General features: G+C 49.3%; 15 protein-coding genes and 1 tRNA gene. 10 read left to right on the forward strand and 6 right to left on the reverse strand.

Annotated features, from left to right (window positions below):
* On the forward strand, positions 1 to 1,059 hold the full coding sequence (gene cobT / locus ABLV78_RS08450) for a nicotinate-nucleotide--dimethylbenzimidazole phosphoribosyltransferase (RefSeq protein WP_047045913.1): 1,059 nt from the start codon (positions 1 to 3) through the stop codon (positions 1,057 to 1,059).
* 38 nt (positions 1,060 to 1,097) lie between these two features.
* Here cobT and ABLV78_RS08455 read toward each other — a convergent pair whose 3' ends face one another.
* A complete protein-coding gene (locus ABLV78_RS08455; RefSeq protein ID WP_047045910.1) occupies positions 1,098 to 2,207 on the reverse strand; it encodes an adenosylhomocysteinase in 1,110 nt (369 codons plus the stop codon).
* 199 nt (positions 2,208 to 2,406) lie between these two features.
* Here ABLV78_RS08455 and ABLV78_RS08460 point away from each other — a divergent pair, with 199 nt between their 5' ends.
* Entirely contained in the window at positions 2,407 to 3,141 is a 735-nt protein-coding gene (locus ABLV78_RS08460; RefSeq protein ID WP_047045907.1) for an HPP family protein, read from the forward strand.
* A gap of 8 nt (positions 3,142 to 3,149) precedes the next feature.
* On the opposite strand, the gene ABLV78_RS08465 is transcribed toward ABLV78_RS08460, so the two are convergent.
* Both ABLV78_RS08465 and shiA read right to left on the reverse strand, forming a co-directional pair.
* A complete protein-coding gene (locus ABLV78_RS08465) occupies positions 3,150 to 3,890 on the reverse strand; it encodes a lipoyl protein ligase domain-containing protein (protein ID WP_072251582.1) in 741 nt (246 codons plus the stop codon).
* Between the two features lie 12 nt (positions 3,891 to 3,902).
* Positions 3,903 to 5,222 (reverse strand): shikimate transporter, encoded by a 1,320-nt coding sequence (shiA, locus tag ABLV78_RS08470; protein WP_047045903.1) that lies wholly within the window; start codon positions 5,220 to 5,222, stop codon positions 3,903 to 3,905.
* A gap of 287 nt (positions 5,223 to 5,509) precedes the next feature.
* On the opposite strand from shiA, the gene ABLV78_RS08475 reads away from it, so the two are divergent.
* From ABLV78_RS08475 to ABLV78_RS08490, 4 genes are all read left to right on the forward strand, one after another.
* On the forward strand, positions 5,510 to 6,007 hold the full coding sequence (locus ABLV78_RS08475; RefSeq protein ID WP_045391638.1) for a putative pterin-binding protein: 498 nt from the start codon (positions 5,510 to 5,512) through the stop codon (positions 6,005 to 6,007).
* 10 nt (positions 6,008 to 6,017) lie between these two features.
* A complete protein-coding gene (locus ABLV78_RS08480) occupies positions 6,018 to 7,934 on the forward strand; it encodes a putative bifunctional diguanylate cyclase/phosphodiesterase (RefSeq protein WP_045391635.1) in 1,917 nt (638 codons plus the stop codon).
* 214 nt (positions 7,935 to 8,148) lie between these two features.
* Positions 8,149 to 8,481: a TehB family protein gene (locus tag ABLV78_RS08485; RefSeq protein WP_045391632.1), complete on the forward strand. Its 333-nt coding sequence runs from the start codon at positions 8,149 to 8,151 to the stop codon at positions 8,479 to 8,481.
* A 9-nt stretch (positions 8,482 to 8,490) separates the two neighbouring features.
* A complete protein-coding gene (locus tag ABLV78_RS08490; protein WP_047045974.1) occupies positions 8,491 to 8,829 on the forward strand; it encodes a DUF1869 domain-containing protein in 339 nt (112 codons plus the stop codon).
* A gap of 46 nt (positions 8,830 to 8,875) precedes the next feature.
* Here ABLV78_RS08490 and ABLV78_RS08495 read toward each other — a convergent pair whose 3' ends face one another.
* Positions 8,876 to 9,766 carry a LysR substrate-binding domain-containing protein gene (locus ABLV78_RS08495; RefSeq protein WP_047045900.1) on the reverse strand — a complete coding sequence of 297 codons (891 nt, stop codon included), beginning with the start codon at positions 9,764 to 9,766 and terminating at the stop codon, positions 8,876 to 8,878.
* Positions 9,767 to 9,897: 131 nt separating this feature from the next.
* Here ABLV78_RS08495 and ABLV78_RS08500 point away from each other — a divergent pair, with 131 nt between their 5' ends.
* The 4 genes from ABLV78_RS08500 (at position 9,898) to ABLV78_RS08515 (ending at position 14,745) form a co-directional block, all read left to right on the forward strand.
* Positions 9,898 to 10,470, forward strand: coding sequence for a hypothetical protein (locus ABLV78_RS08500; RefSeq protein WP_047045897.1), 573 nt, complete (start codon positions 9,898 to 9,900; stop codon positions 10,468 to 10,470).
* A gap of 271 nt (positions 10,471 to 10,741) precedes the next feature.
* Positions 10,742 to 11,752, forward strand: coding sequence for a LacI family DNA-binding transcriptional regulator (locus ABLV78_RS08505; RefSeq protein WP_045391623.1), 1,011 nt, complete (start codon positions 10,742 to 10,744; stop codon positions 11,750 to 11,752).
* Positions 11,753 to 11,846: 94 nt separating this feature from the next.
* Positions 11,847 to 13,280: a glycoside-pentoside-hexuronide (GPH):cation symporter gene (locus tag ABLV78_RS08510; protein WP_047045893.1), complete on the forward strand. Its 1,434-nt coding sequence runs from the start codon at positions 11,847 to 11,849 to the stop codon at positions 13,278 to 13,280.
* 109 nt (positions 13,281 to 13,389) lie between these two features.
* Positions 13,390 to 14,745: a NosD domain-containing protein gene (locus ABLV78_RS08515; protein ID WP_088389867.1), complete on the forward strand. Its 1,356-nt coding sequence runs from the start codon at positions 13,390 to 13,392 to the stop codon at positions 14,743 to 14,745.
* 43 nt (positions 14,746 to 14,788) lie between these two features.
* On the opposite strand, the gene ABLV78_RS08520 is transcribed toward ABLV78_RS08515, so the two are convergent.
* Positions 14,789 to 14,864 (reverse strand) — tRNA-Asn (locus tag ABLV78_RS08520).
* Between the two features lie 275 nt (positions 14,865 to 15,139).
* Positions 15,140 to 15,781 carry a hypothetical protein gene (locus ABLV78_RS08525; protein ID WP_047045889.1) on the reverse strand — a complete coding sequence of 214 codons (642 nt, stop codon included), beginning with the start codon at positions 15,779 to 15,781 and terminating at the stop codon, positions 15,140 to 15,142.
* Positions 15,782 to 15,861 lie beyond the last annotated feature (80 nt).

A 15,861-nucleotide genomic window follows, 5' to 3' on the forward strand; every position in this document is an offset into this window, starting at 1 on the left:
ATGAATACATTAACTGAATGGTTAGCAGCCATCCCGCGACTGGACGAAAGCGCGATGTCGCGCGCAGGTGAGCATATTGACGGCTTGTTGAAACCGCCTGGTAGCCTGGGGCGTCTGGAATCGCTGGCGATTCAGTTGGCAGGCATGCCGGGTCTACAGGGCGCGTTACGTTTTCCACGTAAAACTATTGTGGTTATGTGCGCCGACCACGGCGTCTGGCATGAAGGCGTTACCGTCTCGCCACAGGCGGTGACCGCGATTCAGGCGGTCAATATGACCCGTAAGAATACCGGTGTTTGCGTGCTGGCAGCGCAGGCGGGGGCTGATGTTCAGGTGATTGACGTCGGGATTGACGCCGAACCGATCCCGGGGTTGGTGAATATGAAAGTGGCGCGCGGTAGCGGCAATATTGCCTGCACCGCGGCGATGAGCCGGGAGCAGGCCGAAACGCTGCTGCTGGCGAGCATGCGCTACACCCGTCAGCTTGCGGAGCAGGGCGTGCGTCTGTTCGGCGTGGGCGAATTAGGAATGGCTAACACGACCCCCGCTGCGGCAGTAGTCAGCGTGCTGACCGATCATGATGCCGGCGATGTTGTGGGCATCGGCGCGAACCTTCCAGTATCGCAGCTGGCGCACAAGGCGGAAGTCGTACGCCGGGCGATAGCGGTCAACCAGCCTTCATCCGAAGATGGTCTCGACGTGCTGGCAAAAGTGGGCGGTTTTGACTTGCTCGGGATGGCCGGGGTCATGCTGGGCGCCGCTTCCTGCGGATTGCCGGTGATACTTGATGGTTTCTTATCATACGCGTCGGCACTGGCGGCCTGCCGGATTGCCCCACAGTTGCATCCGTATCTGATCCCGTCGCATCTGTCGGCGGAGAAGGGGGCACATATTGCGCTGGAGCATCTGCAGTTGAACCCTTATCTGGATATGGGGATGCGCTTAGGCGAAGGCAGCGGCGCGGCGTTAGCGATGCATCTGGTCGAGGCGGCAGGGGCAATGTTCAACGATATGGGGACGCTGGCGGAGAGCAATATCGTGCTGCCGGAAACCCGTTAACCGGCTTCGGGGCGCCGACCGGCCCCCCAAAATAGTGCTTACAGCGTCTGCTGCCACACGCTTTGCGGCAGCAGATAAACATCCGCTTCTGCTTGCATGCCGTCGGTGACGATATGACGAATGCCGCTGGCCATCACCGCAAGGGTGACATCAAACGCATTCAGGCTATCGCCAAAACCGGCGGTAAGGTTGAGCATTGAGCCATCGGCCATCAGATAGATTGTTTTCTCCGGCAGCCGATAAGCGTTGATATAGGGCATAACCTCTTCATGCGGGAACTGGCGCAGGTGTTCGCAGTCAATCTCTTCCGCCACGTGGCCGACGTTGAGAATAAACACGCCATCTTTAGCGCTGTCCAGCGCCAGGCTGTTGACCACTTTCTTGCCGCCGGTGGCGGTGGCTACGACGTCGGCTGATGCGATTGCATCCTGTAAATCCACGACATGCCAGCCGTCATAAGCGGCCTGTAAACGGCGCGCCGGATCGATTTCCGCCACCATGACCTGGCCGCCGAAGGCTTTTGCCGCCGCCGCGACGCCTTGCCCGACCAGGCCGTAGCCGATCACCAGCACTTTTTTCTCATGTAGGGTAAGGTGAGTGGTCTGGAAGAAGGTGTGCCAGGCCGTCAGGCCAACCATATGGCGGTTATGTAGCCCTTCTTTGACCGGCAGATCATCCCAGTTAAAAATTGGATAGCCGGGGCGGATATCACCGAGACGATTGACGCCGGAGCCGGTGGCTTCAAGGCCGGCGACGACATTGCCGAACTCGCCGCGCTGGTGGAGCAGGGTGGTGATATCTGCGCCCATCTCACAAAGGTGAGTTGGCCCCCAGGCGATGGCTTTTTCCCATGATTGCTGCCAGTCGGCATCGCTCATATTGCGCCAGGCGCAAGCTTCCGCGCCACGTTCTACTAGCCAGGCGACGACCTCATCCTGCACGGTGGTTGGGTTACAGGTGGTCAAAAAGACTTTCGCCCCTTTCTCCAGGAGCCCCTGCACCAGCGGGATCATTTTCATATCCAGATGCATACAGCAGGCCAGGCGTACATGGCTGAGGTCGGGAAGGGCCGCCACCTGGCGCAGGGTACGCGGCATATTCTGGCTGGCCCATGCCACTTCTTTCGTTAAATTTGTCTTATTATTCACCGTATTGTGACCTTTAATCCGTAGAGTGGGTTTAACCCCGGAGGGGAAGATGATTCTAACGCAGCATGTAAAAATCACATAACCCGCACTGCCCGATAAAGTTGCAAATAATAGGCATCATAAATACATGGTTGTTAATGAAGAGTTAAATAAAGACAATGAAATATAATTTCTTCCTATGATGTGAGCGATTCGTTCGATGTTACGCGTTTTACAGCGCCCGCTATTTTCCCGCGCGCGTATTTTCCTCGGCCGTTTAAAACCCCACGCTTTACCCGTTGCGAAAAAGCATATTTTATTGGGCTCAATCGGCGCCGGAACGGGTCTTGCCGTCACCAGCATGTTCAGCCACTGGCTGCTTGGCGAGGTGAATCTGTGGTTTATTGCGCCGATGGGCGCCTCGGCGGTATTGCTATTTGGCGCGCCCAGCAGCCCGCTTGCTCAGCCCTGGTCTATCGTTGGCGGCAACGTGCTTTCAGCGCTGATCGGCGTCACGGTGGGGCTGTTAGTGCCGGATACGGCGATCGCCTGCGGCCTGGCGGCGGCGCTGGCGATCGCCGGGATGTACTTTTTGCGTTGCCTGCATCCACCTGGCGGCGCGGTGGCGCTCACGGCTATTCTTGGCGGCGCCGGCGTACACAGTGAAGGCTACCAGTTTGTACTGACGCCGGTGCTCCTGAACTCCATGATGCTGGCGCTGCTGGCGATTGTCTTCAATAACCTGGTCGGTCGCCGCTACCCGCATCCGCTGGCTGCGGAAGAAGTGAAGCCGAATGCGGTACCGATGGGGATTACAGTCACTCGTGCAGATATTCATGCCGCGCTGCTGGAGGGGCAATTCCTCGATATCGATGAGGACGATGTTCAGGAGCTACTGGAGAATATCGAACAGCAGGCTCGGTTGCGTCTTGCCGCCGATCAAAAAGCGCGCTAGTGACGCTGTTAACCCACTCGTTGCAGCGTCTTAGCGAGCGCCAGCCTGAATCGCTCGATGAGGTCGGTTTCACCCGGCAATAATTCGGCAAGCGTAATCGTTTTGTCCGCGCCATAGACCTTGCCGCTACCGAGCTGCGCCTCAATACTGTTGGCCGCCTGATGCGCTGCCTTCAGGTCGGTATCCAGTAATATCACCGCATGGGCCAGAACGATGTGCCCCTGGCTTTCGGCTACGGGCCGCCAGTACTGAGCGGTACCGGCAATCTTGCGCGCGTTCTCTCCCTCGCCGCAGGCAAGGTTATAGCGCCCGTCGCAGAAGGAACCGTTGACGGCCTGAAATTGGCTTTCGACGCCAAAGGTCGCCAGCGTGCGTTGCAATATTCCACACAACAACAGATAAATAGGTTCGGCGGCTTCGCCTAACGGCTGGGTTACCGGCCAGGCAAGACTCAGGTTGAGGATCCCCGGCCCCTGCGGCACCAGCCCGCCGCCGGAGCGACGGATCCATATCGGCCAGCCGCGGGCGGCAAAGGCTTCGCTGACCTCGGGCAGATTGGCGAATTTCCGGTAACTGCCGGGTACTACGAACCCCTGCGGCGCCTGCCAGAGCTGAGCGACGGCTTCACCGCGGCGTGCGCGCTCGAACAAAGGCTGTTCGGCGAGCGTTGGATCATTGCAGCGGACAATGGGCAATTCGTCGGCGTTGAACCCGTCAGGCCAGCATTCCGTATTCTGTGCTGTTATCACGAAGCCCCCTTTTTATGCCGGATGTCGATTTTTCATCAACATCGCCGTGACGGCAGAGATCAGGCAGCCGACCGTCAGATAAATCGCCACGCTGTGCCACGAGCCGCCAGAGAAAGTGACCAGCGCGGCGGCGATGAAGGGCGTGAAACCGCCGCCGACCACGCTGGCCACCTGGTATCCGACGCCTGCGCCGCTATAGCGATAGCTGGCGCCAAACATTTCGGTAAACATCGGTTGCTGCACGCAGACCACCATATCATGGGCGATGTTGGCCAGCATCAGGGCAAAAAACAGGATCCAGAACAGCGAGTGCTGCTCCAGCGCCATAAAGAAGGGGAAGCCGCTTAATGTCCCGATCAGCGCCCCGGTAATATAGATCCGACGGCGGCCAAACCTATCCGCCAGCCACGCAAAGCAGGGAATGGTAAAACAGCTAATACCGCCCACCAGCAACCCGATATTGAGGAACAGTTCACGCGGCAGGCCGAGGTTTTGCGTCGAGTAGTTGAGGGCGAATGCGGTCACGATATACATCGTTAACAGTTCACACAGGCGCAGGGCGATGATTAATAAGAAGGCACCCGGATGGCGTACCAACGCTTCCAGTACCGGCAGGCGTTTTTTCTCCGCGGCGGGCGTTTTCTGCAACTGCTGTTCAAACTCCGCCGACTCGGCCATGCCGTTGCGGATCCACAGTGCCGCCAGTACCAGCACTACGCTAAACAGGAACGGCAGGCGCCAGCCCCAGCTCAGGAACTGCTCATCGGTGGTGAAACTGCTGACAAGCGATACCAGCCCAGTAGAGAGCAGCAGACCGACGCCGTAACCCACCTGCACGCCGCTGCTATAGAACGCTTTTTTGTTTTTCGGCGCGCTTTCAACCGACAGCAACGCCGCGCCGCCCCATTCGCCCCCGACGGCGAAGCCCTGCACCGCGCGCAAAATCACCAGCAAAACCGGCGCCCACCAGCCAATCTGGTTAAAGGAAGGCAGTAGGCCGATACAAGCGGTGGCGATCCCCATCATCCACACGGTCATCATTAGCATGCGCTTACGGCCTAAACGGTCGCCAAAATGGCCGAAGATAATGCCGCCGAGCGGGCGGAAGAGGAAGCCGACGCCGAAAGTCGCGAAGGCTGCCAGCGTGCCCATCGCCGGGCCAATTTGTGGGAAAAATTCGCGGTTGAACACCAGTGCGGCGGTGATGCCGTACAACAGAAAATCGTACCAGTCGACGACGGCGCCGGCAAAGCTGCCCCATGCCGCGCGACGAGCGCGATTAAGAGAACCAACCCCCTTGCCGGAGTCGGGTGAAATAAGCGTTGAGTCCATGTCTGTCCTGTTTGTTGCTAATTTGTTATTATTTGAATGAGACGTTTTCTTATCTTCGCGCCGTTAGGGAGATTACCGCGCACAAGCGCAACTGAAAAGTTTTTTACCTGCAGGAAAGACAATAAAGTAAAAAATGTCTAAATCGAACATTTAATTTCCACCGCTGGCGCGGGTTAACTGTTGACCATGACTGCTATTTTATTTTTGTCGCCCCACTGGGACAGCTTTTAAGAATTCACGTAAATGGTTTACAATTACTATCTCCAACGCTGGATATGGTGGGTGATATGCGTCTAATTTTTGCAGTTTTATTTTATGTTTTAGTTTTACCTAATGCTTTCGCAGAAAAACTGCCTGCGCCAACGGGCAAACCCGTTTTAACCATTTCAGGAAAGATTACCAATACAAACGAAGGCGATACCGCCGTATTTGACGTTGCCGCGTTAGAAAAATTGGGCAATGAGACAGTGATCACAACCACACCCTGGTATTCAGGAAAAGTGCGCTTTGACGGTATTTCACTTAGCAAACTTATGGACTTAGTGGGTGCGCAAGGTAAGACGGCGAAAGTGATGGCTCTGAATGATTATACAACCGAGGTGCCGGTGGAGGATTTTCATAAATTCCCGGTGATCCTCGCGCTGAAGATGAATGGCGAATATATGCGCATTCGTGACAAAGGGCCGCTTTTTATTGTTTATCCCTACGATAGTAGCGCGGAGTTACAGAACCAAATCTATTATTCCCGCTCGGCATGGCAGGTTTCAAAGATTATAATTGAGTAAGGCTCTGATCTTGAATCGAATACTCACTGCCATTATTTTGTCGCTTTTTATCGTCACCGGATACATTACCTATCTGGTGCATGAGCGGCAGAGTGAGCTGCAAAAATTAACACGTTACACCGACTCGTGGTCCGTATCCCAGATGGTCTCCGAATACATGCGTCTGGAGGCTCGTTTAAGCGCCCTGGCGCTGAACGTGAAGGGGACCGACCGCGATGAGGTACGCCTGCGCCTGGAAATAATGATGAGCCAGATCGAGCTGCTACAGCAGGGCGATCTTGGCCAGTTCATCAGAAAAAGCGAGCAGCGGCAGGCCACGGTTACCAGTCTGATTCAGATCCTCGATCAACTCGATCGGCAACTGGACACCATGACGCCTGAGCAGATGGTGACTCTGTTGCATACCATGAGTAAGTTGGATGGCCCGATGACCTCACTGGCCTCCATGACCCTGGCGCAGGACTTTGATGTCGTTAATCTTACGCACGATAAGATTCAGCATCTTTATTACATCTATTCGGTGATTTCAATCTTACTGATTACGATGTGTATCTCTCTGGGTTTATTGATGCTTCGGCAAAATAATAACTTGCGTCGAGCGCATGTGCGCATGAAGTTGTTAGCTAACGATTTGCAGCTGTCGAAAGAGAAACTGCAGGTACAAAACCGCCGTTTGCAATATGACGCTTATCACGATTCGTTAACAGGCATGCCTAACCGCCTCTCTTTCTGGCAGAGGCTGCAGGAAGTGGTTAATCACGTAAAACCTTATAATGGTTGCGCTGTGGTTATGTTGTTCGACCTGGATAATTTTAAAGATGTTAACGATACCCTGGGACATGATGCGGGTGACAAACTGCTGCAGGAGCTCGCCAGCCGCCTGTCGTTCTTCCGTAAAACATCAGAGACGCTGTACCGGCTTGGCGGCGACGAGTTTGCCCTGGTCTCGCAGGATCTGAGCGAAGAAATGGCGCTGGAGCGGGCGGATGTGATCCGCGAGAAAATCAGCCAGCCGTACTATATCTACGATTCATTGATTAACATCGGCGCTTGCATCGGCATCGTTATCTCCGATGGTGAAAGTCGTACCGATTACTTATACAAATGTGCCGATCTGGCGCTGTATGAAGCGAAAAAGTCTGGTGCGGGCCACGTGGAGATTTTCCGTCCTGGCATGTTGCAACGTTTACAGGAAAACAAATCCTTTGAGGACGACCTGCTCCATGCGCTGGAAAACGACCAGTTCAAGGTTTACTACCAGCCAATTGCCGACACGGTGTCACGTGAAATCTACGGCTACGAGGCGCTGGTACGCTGGTTCCATCCGCTACGCGGTATGGTACCGCCCGTTGAGTTTATTCCGGTGGCGGAGAAAACCGGCCTGATTAACCAACTTGGCGAGTGGGTGCTGAAAACCGCCTGTGAGGAGGCTGCCCGCTGGGAACAGCCGCTGAAGGTTTCGGTTAACGTCTCACCGATTCAACTTATTAATACTTCGCTTACCGAGACGGTGGCAGCGGTGCTAAAGAAGACCGGACTCGACCCGCGACGCCTTGATCTTGAGATTACGGAATCTGATGTGTTTAACGAAAATACGCGCTCGCTGGAGATCCTCAGCCAGTTGCGCGAGCAGGGGATTCAGATCTCTATTGACGATTTTGGCACCGGCTATTCGTCATTGTCGCGGCTGAGTTATTTCCCTTTCGATAAGATCAAAATTGATCGCTCGTTTGTGGTCAATATACCTATGCAAAAAGATGACCTTGATATTGTGCGCCTGATCATCAGTATGGGGAAAAGCTTGCATATGCGCATCGTCGCCGAAGGCGTTGAAACCGAGGAACAGTTAACTTCGCTGCAACAATTAGGTTGCGATCTCGTCCAGGGTTATTTAATTGGGAAGCCGGGGCTGTTAAATAACAACTGAAAAAAGAACATCTTCGGTCTATAAACTGGCGCCTGTGAACTATCGCAGGCGCTTTTTTATATTTTAAATAAAGCTAATCCGGAATGGGTATAAATAGGGGTAGAAGCAATAGATTCGAAAAAATAATACCCTTAGCAATTAAAAGGGGTATATGATATGCAATATATCGTTCCATTCGCGGCGTTATTTCACGGCGCGGAAAGAGAGGCAAATCATGCAGCGAATCATTATACCTACCCATTATGTTCAGACCCGTTCCACCCCTATGTGGACCAAAGAGACCGCACCCGCGTCTATCTGGAAACGCCATCTTGATGCCGGCACGCGACAGGGCGTCTATCCGCGTCTGTCGGTGATGCAGGGGGCAATACGCTATTATGGTTATGCCGATGAAACGAGCCCAGACCCTGTTGAAACGATGACTATCGAAGCGGGGCAGTTTGGTGTCTTCCCTGCGGAAAAGTGGCACTGCATTGAGGCATTATCTGACGATACCGTATTTAATGTCGATTTTTACGTTGACCCTAAAATTCTGATTGAGGGATAAGCTATGTCTATGAACAGTGAAAATAAAGGTTATTCATTAGCGATAGTCAATGGCAACAATCACGAAAAATATGAGAAAGTTTATTTAAAGCCGCTGGCGCTCTATGTTCCTGATATCGCGGCTCAGGCCGTAGCAGAATTACTCTCTGGGATTTCGAGCGATAATTTACAGGGTAAAGGGGTTAGTCTGACGGTAACGAATAATAATAATGGCGTGTCGGTGGATAAAGACTTTGACTCGCTTGACTCCTTACAGGACCCGCAGATCGCCGCTGACGCGGTGAAAGAGCTCATCAATATTGTGCGCGGCTATGAGTCTGACGAAGAGACTAACGTCTGTGGCTGGTAATACGCCGTCTGGCAGATATCGCCCGATATCTGCCTTTTCACAGGCTTCAACTAAGCGCGATCTGCCGCAGTAGCCAGTTCCGCAACGCGTTGATATCGCCGCGCTGGGCTATCTCTGGTGTCGCCACCAGATAATAGTTCGCTCCGGGTAAGGACATCTCAAATGGCGCTACCAGAACCCGGCGTTGCAGCAGATCGCGCGCCAGCAGTTCGCTGGCAATAACCACGCCTTGTCCCGCCACAGCCGCCTGGAGCGCATGCGTCTCGTCGCTGAAGGTTAACCCTGCGCCGGTATTCAGTTGTGATGGCCCGTAGTGGCGCAGCCAGTTCTCCCAGTCTGGCGAATCTGCCGGAACGTGACGATGTTCAACGTGGAACAGGGTAGCGTGACGCAAATCCTCCAGCCGTGTAATACCCAGCGCTGGGCTGGCGACGACGATAAAGCGGTCTTCATGTAGCAAGGTGCAGTGCAGTTCGCGCTCCGGCGTTTCACGATAGCGAATCGCGACGTCGACGCTGCGCAAGTTGAGATCCACACGCTCGACGCTGGTATGGAGCCGCAGGTCGATGGCGGGAAATTCCGCTTTAAATGCTGCCAGCCGCGGTACCAGCCAGTGGGTCAAAAAGTTGGAGGTGGTGGTGACGGTGAGCGACGGCGGCTGGTGTGAGCGAACAATTTGCGTAGTCGCTTCTTCCAGCGCGCTAAAGGCGCGTTGCGTGCCTGCGTAGAGGATTTCGCCGCTGTCGGTCAGGCTGACGCCCATGGCGTTGCGTTCACAGACCCGGCACTCCAGCACAGATTCCAGAAGTTTTATCTGATGACTCACCGCAGTAGCGCTCACTCCGAGCATATCGGCGGCGCGTTTAAAACTGCGGCAGCGGGCCACGGCATGAAAGGCGCGCAGCGCGCCCAGCGGAGGAAGGCGGGTTTTTCTCATGGCTGAATTTTTCTCATCTATGGCTGAAATCTATGCGTTTGCTGTACTCATTATACAGGCGGTAGCCTACTGATATGTGAAATAGACGCTGAGTTTAATTCATCAGCGTTTGCCATTATCAGGAGTGAATAATGAGTATCTATTCTAATCAGCACGCCGGTGGGGCAATAATTTGCGTAGTCCCGTTCACGCAAGCTATCGCGCTAAGTGGCGTATTCGCGGCGGGGGCGCTGCTATTGAGCGTTTCCTCCATGATTGGCGCTATCGGTACTCTGGCGTCTCTGCTGACGCTGGTGGGAGCTTTTGCCGTTGGCTATGCAATCGCGCGTTGGCAGCCGTGGCCAGCACGTTTTAGCGTTAGGGTATCGTGCTACGCCTTTGTGCTGTCCGCTATGGGCTGGTTAATGTTACTGGTGCTGTGGAATAGCGGACACGGTTGGCTATCTCAAATGCCGGGGATCGCCTTTGGTGGATTAGGTCCGGGCATCGTCTGGCAAAACAATGCTACAGCAAGATATTCGTCGGGAATGATGGCGAACATCCCGATGATAGCAGGTATCGTTATTATTATCCTGGCGACTCTGCTAACCAATCACTATGCGGATTCGGGAAAGGGAGGTTTTGTCTACGCACTGGCGGTCCTGGTGGATCTGGCATTGCTGGGAGCGGTGCTGGTGAAAATTAGGCAGCAGGAAATGTCGTAAATCGGCCAGTTATTGACCATGGCAAATCCTACCTATCATCTACGCAAGCGTAACACCACGACGACTTTGGTTTTGGCGTGGTGCCCATACTCCTCTATTTGTCAGTGAATCCATTAAATATAAGTCGTGAACACTTAGTCATTTTGGTGACAGCAGAATTGAGAGAAAAATCGCTGTTTTATGTAACGTGACAACATGTGAAGTGGCTTACATTTTTGACTTTCATCACACTTTATAGTTACGTCATTCTTGGTCGACGCAGTTATTTACTATGGCATCCATTAAAGACGTAGCAATAAAAGCTGGAGTATCCACCGCTACGGTCTCACGCGTGCTGAATAATCATCCCAGCGTGGCTCCAGAAACTCGCAAAGCAGTTCGTGAAGCAATGGATTTCTTATGCTATGTGCCCAGCAAGAGTGCGTTTCAATTGAGTGGGAAATGTTCTGGGCTGATTGCTGTTGTTCTGCCAAACCTTGTCAACCCACATTTTTGTGAACTGCTGGCGACATTTGAAGAAGAGGCAAGATACATCGGTAAAACGGTTATCGTCAAAACTCATCAGAATCAACCGCAGCTAGATAAGCAAATTATATATACGCTTATTAGTATGGGTATTGACAGTTTGCTATGGGTACCAACAGAAGCCGAAAGCGAACTTGCAGAATGGCTCATCGCAACTAATATCCCCGTTGCCGTGGTTACGCTGGTATCGCGATTTTTCAATTCTGTTTCTATCGATCAAAGTAAAGGGGCGGAAGTTATAGCTGAGCATTTTATTCAGACCGGTCATACCACGTTTGGATTTGTAGCGCAGGAAGGCGCGGATAACCGAAAGGTTTTTTCATGGGCAAAACGAATTACCGGCCAGGGATTGTCTATAGATAAAGAAAATCAGTTTTGGATAGCGAAAGGTGAGGGTGAGAAAACGTCAGGGCATATTAGTATACTCGATGATATTATTGTCAGGCTAGCCGCGAGAATAAATCATTGCTCATCTCTCTGGGTTTATAACGATGTGGCTGCTAGTTATATTATTGATGGGTTAAAAGAAAAAGGAATATCTGTGCCTAAAGATATTGCCATCGCTAGTTTTGATAATACTTTACTGGCACAAACTAAAAAAATTACCAGTGTGGCGCAACCGATAAGTGAAATCGCCCATCTGGCATTTCAAATGATTAACAACGAAACGAAGCAAGGCAGTATTGAAATGCACGAAATTGTCTCTCGGTTAATTATTCGGGAGAGTAGCGTGAGTATTAATATTACTTTGTTTTAATCTATATACGCCATTATTAACTTATAAATATAAACTAACATTGGTTTACTAACCTCTGTTGAACACTTATGACTGTATACTCTAGAGGTTTTCTATGTCTGCAAACTCAATCGAAAGGCAAGGTGTTTACGGCAAACTGCGTTTAAAAGAAAAAATTGGTTATGGAATGGGAGATGCTGGTTCTTGTATGATTTGGAGTGTACTGGCGTTATATCTAACATGGTTCTACACAGATGTTTATGGCTTAGCTCCCGGTGTTGTCGGTACCTTGTTTCTGGTCATTCGTATTTTTGATGCCTTTAGCGATCCGGTTATGGGGGCGATTTGCGATCGTACTCGTAGCCGATGGGGTAAATTCCGACCATGGTTATTATGGATGGCATTGCCATTTGGTTTGGGAGCAGTACTGATGTTCACAACGCCCGATTTAAGTATGAATGGAAAAATTGTTTATGCCTGGGTGACATATCTTATGATGTCATTGATTTATACTGCTATCAATATTCCATATTGCTCAGTAGCTGGTGTGATCACGCTAAACCAGAAAGAGCGTTTAGGCTGTTTGTCATGGCGATTTTTCCTCAATGGATTGGCGACGCTAATTGTCTCTTCTTCAATTTTACCCTTAACAGACTGGTTAGGTAACGGTAACAGAGCGGCTGGTTTTCAGTTGACTATGGTAATCATGGGAGGCGCTGCGACACTAATGTTCTTCTTTTGTTTTGCCAGTATCAAAGAACGTGTTACTGCAATTAAAGTTAATGACTCTTTAATAAATGATCTAAAAGATATCATCAAAAACGATCAATGGTTATTGATGATATGTATTACTTTCCTTAATGTTTTTCCGGCATTTATTCGTGGTGCAGTGACTATTTATTATGCTACCTATGTTATGCAAGCCTCCGTCGGATTTACTACGTTTTTTTTGGCTCTTGGTGTTGCATGTAACATGCTAGGTAGTGTTATAGCGAAACCACTCACCGATCGTTTTGATAAAATTAAGCTGTTCCGTTCGATTAATATCGTTCTTGGCTTCCTTTCTTTAGCTCTATGGTTTGTCGATCCCAGGTCTTTGCTGCCACTACTTACACTCTTTATCATCATTAACATCCTGCATTTAATTCAATCAGGCCCAATATTATGGGCTATGATGTCCGACGTTGATGACTACGGTGACTGGAAATACGGTAAACGCCTTACCGGTATTTCATTTGCCGGTAATTTGTTTATGTTAAAAATGGGCCTGGCAGTTGCTGGTGCGATTGTTGCGTGGATATTATCATTAACGGGTTACATCGCTAATAAACCTCAACAAAACACAGAGACTATCGAAGGTATCATTATTATGTTTTCTTTACTGCCAATGATTACCTATTTTCTTAGTGCATTTGTAGTTAGATACTTTAAATTGAATAACCACTTTCTTGAGCAAATTAAAGTGGAACTCGCTAAGCGTGAACTTAATAACGGTTCTTCACCGCATCATGACATCGGGCGAGATACGACCACAGTGGTTAATCATTAGTGAAAATTCTTCTGAAAGAAATCAGGGGAGGTGTTACTTATTATAATGTTCAGAAGGTCACTAGAACCATAATATCTATCTATCCTAATAATGTAGAGGGAAATAACGCATGTCGAGTAATAATTATTATGATGTAACAGAGTGGAGTGAAGGTAACCCTTTTGAAGATATCGGTTTTGTGATTAATAGTATTATTGCTGATATTAAAAAACGGCAGACTGACACAGATGTTAATGATGGCGGGAAGCCGGGGGCCGTGATCTTTATTCCACCTGGAGACTATCATTTGCTCACTCAGGTAGTAATAGACGTCAGTTATTTGAAAATTAAAGGGGACGGACATGGGTTTACCTCTTCAAGTATCCGTTTTAATACCCCGGAAAATGAGTGGGCAAGTTGGCATGAATTGTGGCCAGGCGGTAGCCGTATACTTGTTGATATAACACCATCAGCTACGACTCCGGAAGCGGAAGGGGCGGCTTTTTATATTGAGCGTAGCGGTGACCCAAGAATAAGCTCAGTTGAGTTTGCTGATTTTTGCATTGATGGGTTACATTTTGTAGATGATGGTTCGGGAAATAACGACCCTGAAAACACCTACCTCAATGGTAAAACGGGTATTTATATTGCCAGTGCACAGGACTCATTCCGTATTAGTGGAATGGGATTTGTATATCTTGAACACGGCATCACTATATATAATGCCGATGCATTGGCGATACATAATAACTTTATTGCCGAGTGCGGTAATTGTATAGAACTCCGCGGATCGGGACAGGCTTCAAAAGTAACTGATAATTTGATAGGTGCCGGTTATAGAGGATATTCTATTTATGCAGAGAACTTTGGTGGCCTTCTGGTTACAGCAAACAACATTTTTCCCCGCGGTAAAAGCAGTATTCATTTTTCTGGTGTCGTCCGTTCTGCAGTTAGCGGCAACAGGTTTCATTCATTCTATCCAGGGATGTTGGTTTTTGAGAAAAGCTGTTCAGAAAACCTGGTGACGGCAAACCACTTTTTCCGTGAACATGAACCTTGGGAACCTATGCAGGCGTATAGTAATGGTTTAGATGACTTGTATGGGTTGCTATATATAGAGGGTGAGAATAATTCGATCATTGCTAACCATATTTCTGAATCGATTGATAAACAGTATATCGTTCCCGTTGGCGCTACACCTGTGATAATACGGTTGGCATCAGGAGATAGTAACTATATTTCTGACAATCATATTGTTGCTACCACCGATACATCATCGTTAAAAGGTCATGCAGAATCTTGTTTCTCTACACAAGTTAGAGCGCTGCTGGCATTAAAGGGGTTGGAAGTTCTCGACGTGACGACCGTACAGGTCGATGCAGCATCTCAACGTAATACCATACTTGATTCCGGAAGCGACGATCAGGTTGTGCTTGATAAAGCGGTCAATGCGTTTAGAGCAACGCCGGTACCCGGCTTGTCATAATAGAAAAGCAAAAAGCCTGCTCGAAAGCAGGCTTTTCTGAATTTGGCTCCTCTGACTGGACTCGAACCAGTGACATACGGATTAACAGTCCGCCGTTCTACCGACTGAACTACAGAGGAATTGTGTGAACGAGGCGCATGTTAACGAGTGAGTGACGGGTTGTCAAAGGAGATTGCGTCATTTGCGATTGTTCGCTGGTAAAATCATCAATGGCAGCGATTTTTTCAGCACTTAAGCGAAGATTTAAGCAGTAAAAAAGCGGGAAGACTCACAAGTGGATCCGGAAAACACTCTATTCCGCAGTTGCATTAAAGAGTCATTTAGACGATGAGAGTACAATCGTCATTCGGATACACCAGCCTACAATACAGGTGTAACTTGAGACGTGAATGGATTATTTTTCATCGGGTTCTGCATTTAGCCGCCATGGCTGCAAATGACCATTTTTAATTCTGGTTAAATAATCTTCAATTAAACTCTTAGTTTGCGGGGCGAGGGTGTAAAATTCATGTAACGTACAAGCTATATTAGATTGTAAATCTATAGTGCTGGAGATGTTCTCAGGAATAATGTACATTTGGCGGTTTGTCATAGTTCTAATGTATAATCTTCTGCCAACAATAGGGTTTTCAGCGAATAAATTAACGCCAATCTCAATGACGCCTTCTACAGGAAAATATAAAACGTACCACTGTTTTTTATTATGGTTGTTAATTAAAGATTCAACCATTTCGGCAGGGGATAGACGTTTCAAATTATCAACACAACGAAGAATGTATCGGTACATTACAAATTGTTTTAGTAGAGCCGTGAAGAATCCTAATAAAAATAAAAGGGTAACCGTTGATGCTATTACTACTAAAAACCATTCTCCTGTTGATAAAACCGAAAAAGAAGATGCGATAACTAAACTTATTATTAACGAAAAGATAAATGTTAAGCTTTGTAATTTATATTTTTCTTTTGCAAATTTAAATAAAAAGTAAGTCAGGAAAAACCCACACAGGCAATAAAAAAATAATAATGATCTATCCATGTATTTAATCCTGGTATATGTGTGTTAAAAATATTTTCTCAAAGTATCTAAATATTTCAGACTAACTTGATTCTATGCTA

This window comes from Klebsiella sp. CN_Kp075, from assembly GCF_040065055.2.
GTDB classification, from domain to species: domain Bacteria; phylum Pseudomonadota; class Gammaproteobacteria; order Enterobacterales; family Enterobacteriaceae; genus Klebsiella; species Klebsiella aerogenes.

Coding starts and splice junctions, on each gene's coding strand:
- ABLV78_RS08460 (WP_047045907.1), top strand. CDS start 2,407: ATGTTACGCGTTTTACAGCGCCCGCTATTTTCCCGCGCGCGTATTTTC.
- shiA (WP_047045903.1), bottom strand. CDS start 5,222: ATGGACTCAACGCTTATTTCACCCGACTCCGGCAAGGGGGTTGGTTCT.
- ABLV78_RS08505 (WP_045391623.1), top strand. CDS start 10,742: ATGGCATCCATTAAAGACGTAGCAATAAAAGCTGGAGTATCCACCGCT.
- ABLV78_RS08510 (WP_047045893.1), top strand. CDS start 11,847: ATGTCTGCAAACTCAATCGAAAGGCAAGGTGTTTACGGCAAACTGCGT.
- ABLV78_RS08495 (WP_047045900.1), bottom strand. CDS start 9,766: ATGAGAAAAACCCGCCTTCCTCCGCTGGGCGCGCTGCGCGCCTTTCAT.
- ABLV78_RS08490 (WP_047045974.1), top strand. CDS start 8,491: ATGAACAGTGAAAATAAAGGTTATTCATTAGCGATAGTCAATGGCAAC.
- cobT (WP_047045913.1), top strand. CDS start 1: ATGAATACATTAACTGAATGGTTAGCAGCCATCCCGCGACTGGACGAA.
- ABLV78_RS08500 (WP_047045897.1), top strand. CDS start 9,898: ATGAGTATCTATTCTAATCAGCACGCCGGTGGGGCAATAATTTGCGTA.
- ABLV78_RS08525 (WP_047045889.1), bottom strand. CDS start 15,781: ATGGATAGATCATTATTATTTTTTTATTGCCTGTGTGGGTTTTTCCTG.
- ABLV78_RS08515 (WP_088389867.1), top strand. CDS start 13,390: ATGTCGAGTAATAATTATTATGATGTAACAGAGTGGAGTGAAGGTAAC.
- ABLV78_RS08485 (WP_045391632.1), top strand. CDS start 8,149: ATGCAGCGAATCATTATACCTACCCATTATGTTCAGACCCGTTCCACC.
- ABLV78_RS08475 (WP_045391638.1), top strand. CDS start 5,510: ATGCGTCTAATTTTTGCAGTTTTATTTTATGTTTTAGTTTTACCTAAT.